Source organism: Arthrobacter sp. SPT-J7, assembly GCF_059089965.1.
In genome coordinates, this window is record NZ_JBNHFF010000272.1 from 1 (window position 1) to 3,961 (window position 3,961).

Consider the following 3,961-nt stretch of genomic DNA (forward strand, 5'->3'; position numbering starts at 1 on the left):
TCCGGCTGCTGCCGCCCCCGTTGCCGCCGCTCCGGCCGCCGCCAGTGCCTCAGCCGAATCCGCAGCCGGCCTGCTCGCCATGGCCCAGCAGATGCACGACCGCCACGTCGCAGACGGAAAGGCACAGAAGGACAAGATCATCGCAGAGGCGCAGATCGAAGCCAGTAGCCTCGTCAACGATGCCCAGGAGAAGTCCCGCAAGATCCTCGGAGCCCTCGAGCAGCAGCGTTCCGTGCTGGAGCGCAAGGTGGAGCAGCTCCGCGGTTTCGAGCGCGACTACCGTTCGCGCCTGAAGGCCTACATCGAGGGCCAGCTCCGCGACCTCGATGCCCGCGGTTCAGTGGCAACGCCGGAAGTCAGCGAAGCCAACTAATCCGGCAAGCACGTATTCTGAAAGCCGGTGGCTGAGGTTTCCTCGGTCACCGGCTTTTGGCATTGACACAGGTCTTACGAATGAAAGCACCATGACTGACGAACTCGCCGCCGACCCGGCACGCCCCGTACCGCCTTCGCCCCGCCCCCGGAGGGCCGTGTTGATGTCCCTGTTTGCGGGGTTCGCAGTTTTTGCGTATGTCCTGGACCAGCTGACGAAAATGTGGGTCACGTCCACGATGGTTGAAGGGGAGCGGATCCCGGTACTCCCGCCCCTGCTGCACTGGTACTTCATCCGGAACTCCGGGGCGGCTTTCTCCATCGGGCAAAACGTCACGTGGGTGTTCTCCATCATCATGGCCGCCGTTGCCGTGGCCATCCTGTTCCAAGTGCGCAGGCTTGGCTCCAAGTGGTGGTCCCTGGCCCTCGGCCTGCTGCTGGGTGGCGCGCTGGGCAACCTCACCGACAGGCTCTTTCGGGAACCGTCCTTCGGCATGGGACACGTAGTGGATTTCATCCAACTGCCCAACTTCGCGATCTTCAACATCGCCGACTCAGCTGTAGTGTCCGCCGTCGCGATCATCTGCATCCTGACCCTGCGCGGAATAGCCCTGGACGGAACCCGGCTGACCCATGAGCGCAAGGAGAAGTCCAGCGATGCCTGAACGCGTGGTCGTCGCGGACGAATTCGCGGGGTCCCGCGCAGACGCGGGCCTTGCCGGGCTGCTGGGGATCTCCCGTTCCCTCGCGGCCACCCTGATCGCTGAAGGCAGTGTCCTCAGCAGAGGCAAAGCATTGGGCAAGTCAGCCAAGCTCGTGGCCGGAGACGTCCTCCAGGTGAGCCTGCCGGAACGGCGTGACCCTTTGGAAGTCGTGGAGGAAGTTGTGGAAGGCCTGAAGATCCTGCTCGACGACGACGATTTCGTCGTCGTCGATAAACCCGTGGGGGTCGCCGCCCACCCTTCCCCTGGCTGGGTGGGTCCAACGGTGGTGGGCGGCCTCGCCGGGGCAGGCTACCGCATTTCCACCTCCGGCTCGCCTGAGCGCGCCGGCATTGTCCACCGGCTCGACGTCGGGACGTCAGGGGCGATGGTGGTGGCCAAGTCCGAACGTGCCTACACCGCCCTGAAGCGGGCTTTCAAGGAACGCACCGTGGACAAGGTGTACCATGCAGTGGTCCAGGGCCTGCCCGATCCGCTGGTGGGCACCATTGACGCGCCGATCGGCCGGCACCCGGGGCATGACTGGCGGTTCGCGGTCATTGAGGACGGGCGGCCGTCCGTGACCCACTACGAAGTGGTGGAAGCATTCGGCAAAGCGAGCCTTGTTGAGGTGCACCTAGAAACGGGACGGACCCACCAGATCCGGGTGCATTTCTCGGCCCTGCGCCATCCCTGCGCCGGTGACCTGACGTATGGCGCCGATCCCCGCCTGGCCGCCACGCTCGGCCTGACGCGGCAGTGGCTGCACGCCCGCGAGCTCGGCTTTGAACACCCGGTTACGGGCGAGCCGGTACGTGTAGTGAGTGACTACCCGCAGGACCTGGCGTTTGCGCTCGAAGTGCTGGAGTCCGGGCAAGCCTAGCCAATCTCCAGCCCGCCCAGCGCATAGAATAGTGCGGTGACTTCCAGCAACGACTCGTTTGTCCATCTCCACAACCACACCGAGTATTCAATGCTGGACGGTGCTGCACGGCTCGGTGAGCTGTTCGACGAAACCGAACGGCTGGGCATGCCCGCCATTGCCACTACCGACCACGGCTATCTCTTCGGCGCCTTCGACTTTTGGAAAAAGGCCACCGACAAGGGGATCAAGCCGATTATCGGCGTTGAGGCCTATGTAACTCCGGGCACGGCGCGCGGTGACAAAAGCAGGGTGCGCTGGGGTGAGGAGCACCAGCGCAAGGACGACATCTCCGGCGGTGGCTCATACACCCACATGACGCTTCTTAGCTACAACAACGCAGGCATGCGGAACCTGTTCCGGGCGTCGTCCATCGCTTCCCTGGATGCTGTATTCGGAAAGTGGCCGCGGCTGGACCGGGAACTGCTGAACACCTACTCCGAGGGGCTTATCGCCACCACCGGCTGCCCCTCAGGGGAGATCCAGACGCGCCTGCGGCTGGGCCAATACCGAGAGGCGCTTGAGGCAGCCTCCGAGTTCCGCGACATCTTTGGTGCCGAGAACTACTTCTGCGAACTGATGGACCATGGGCTGGACATCGAACGGCGTGTTACGGGGGACTTGCTCCGGCTCGCCAAGGAACTGAACCTTCCCCTCGTCGCCACCAACGACCTCCACTACACGCACGAGCACGATGCCAAGGCCCACGAGGCGCTGCTGGCCATCCAGTCCGGCTCCACCCTCCTGGAACCCACGTACGACAACGGCGGCTCCCGCTTCGCCTTCTCCGGCAGCGGCTACTACCTGAAGTCACCGCAGGAGATGCGTGAGCTCTTCCGGGACCACCCCGATGCCTGCGACAACACCCTCCTGATTGCCGAGCGGTGCGAGGTTTCCTTCAACACCGGCGCCAACTACATGCCGCGCTTCCCGTGCCCGCCAGGCGAGGACGAAACCTCGTGGCTGGTCAAGGAAGTAGCCAGTGGGCTCGAGTACCGTTACCCGGCCGGCGTTCCGGACGAGGTGCGGGCGCAGGCCGATTACGAGCTGGGCGTCATTACCTCCATGGGGTTCCCCGGCTACTTTCTGGTGGTGGCGGACTTCATCAACTGGGCGAAGAACAACGGCATCCGGGTAGGTCCCGGCCGTGGTTCCGGAGCCGGCTCCATGGTGGCCTACGCCATGCGCATCACCGACCTGGACCCGCTGCGGCACGGCCTCATCTTCGAGCGCTTCTTGAACCCCGACCGCGTCTCCATGCCCGACTTCGACGTCGACTTCGATGACCGGCGCCGCCCGGAGGTCATCGACTACGTGACCCGCAAGTACGGTGACGAGCGCGTTGCCATGATCGTCACCTACGGCACGATCAAGACCAAGCAGGCGCTGAAGGACTCCTCGCGCGTGCTGGGATATCCGTTCAGCATGGGGGAGCAGCTGACCAAGGCGCTGCCCCCGGCCGTGATGGCCAAGGACATCCCGTTGGCGGATATCCAGAACCCGGAGGCCAAACGCTATGGCGAAGCGGGTGATTTCCGGCAGCTGATCAGCACGGATCCGGAAGCCGCCAAGGTGTTCGAGACCGCGCTGGGCATTGAGGGGCTGAAGCGCCAGTGGGGCGTCCACGCGGCCGGCGTGATCATGTCCTCGGACCCGATCATCGACGTCATCCCCATCATGCGGCGGATCCAGGACGGCCAGGTGATCACGCAGTTCGACTACCCCACCTGCGAAGGCCTTGGCCTGATCAAGATGGACTTCCTGGGGCTGCGGAACCTCACGATCATTTCCGACGCCCTGGAAAACATCAAAATGAACCGCGGCATCGACCTGGACCTGGAGTCCCTGGAACTCGATGACGCTCCGTCCTACGAGCTGTTGGCCCGCGGCGACACTCTGGGCGTTTTCCAGCTCGACGGCGGGCCAATGCGGTCCCTGTTGAAGCTGATGAAGCCTGACAACTTCG

4 protein-coding genes are annotated in these 3,961 nt (G+C 64.1%); all 4 read left to right on the forward strand.

Translation table 11 applies throughout. The features are described 5' to 3' along the window. A partial coding sequence (locus AC5RWX_RS31140) for a DivIVA domain-containing protein (protein WP_494100059.1) occupies window positions 1-373 on the forward strand: 373 nt, incomplete at its 5' end. Window positions 374-464: 91 nt separating this feature from the next. After that, window positions 465-1,037: a signal peptidase II gene (gene lspA / locus AC5RWX_RS31145; RefSeq protein ID WP_494100060.1), complete on the forward strand. Its 573-nt coding sequence runs from the start codon at window positions 465-467 to the stop codon at window positions 1,035-1,037. Continuing rightward, window positions 1,030-1,956, forward strand: a complete 927-nt coding sequence (locus AC5RWX_RS31150) for an RluA family pseudouridine synthase (protein ID WP_494100061.1) — start codon at window positions 1,030-1,032, stop codon at window positions 1,954-1,956. Before lspA ends, AC5RWX_RS31150 begins: the two co-directional genes overlap by 8 nt. 36 nt (window positions 1,957-1,992) lie before the next feature. Continuing rightward, window positions 1,993-3,961, forward strand: a 1,969-nt coding sequence (dnaE, locus tag AC5RWX_RS31155) for a DNA polymerase III subunit alpha (RefSeq protein WP_494100062.1), incomplete at its 3' end; no start/stop codon positions are given.